Here is a 215-nt window from a genome sequence, read left to right on the forward strand (position 1 = left end):
GGTCAGGCTCCGGGCATCTTCCGGCGCGATCTGTGTATCGAGCATGACCGCTTTGCGCACGTGCGGCAAAAGCGTCTTCAGATGTCCTACCGGATCTGTCAGATGATAGAGTACGCCCACGTGGTGCAATACATCGCAATCAAGCGAGACGCCAACTGGCAAATTCTCCTCCGCATCCCAGCGGAATATATGGGCAGACGTGCCGTACATGGCAC

1 pseudogene is annotated in these 215 nt (G+C 56.7%); it reads right to left on the reverse strand.

The window, feature by feature from the left end:
- A pseudogene (locus AF337_RS44360) lies at window positions 1-215 on the reverse strand (methyltransferase type 12); the annotation flags it as partial.

Origin of the sequence: Rhizobium ecuadorense (assembly GCF_001187535.1) — a bacterium.
Taxonomy (GTDB): Bacteria; Pseudomonadota; Alphaproteobacteria; order Rhizobiales; family Rhizobiaceae; genus Rhizobium; species Rhizobium ecuadorense.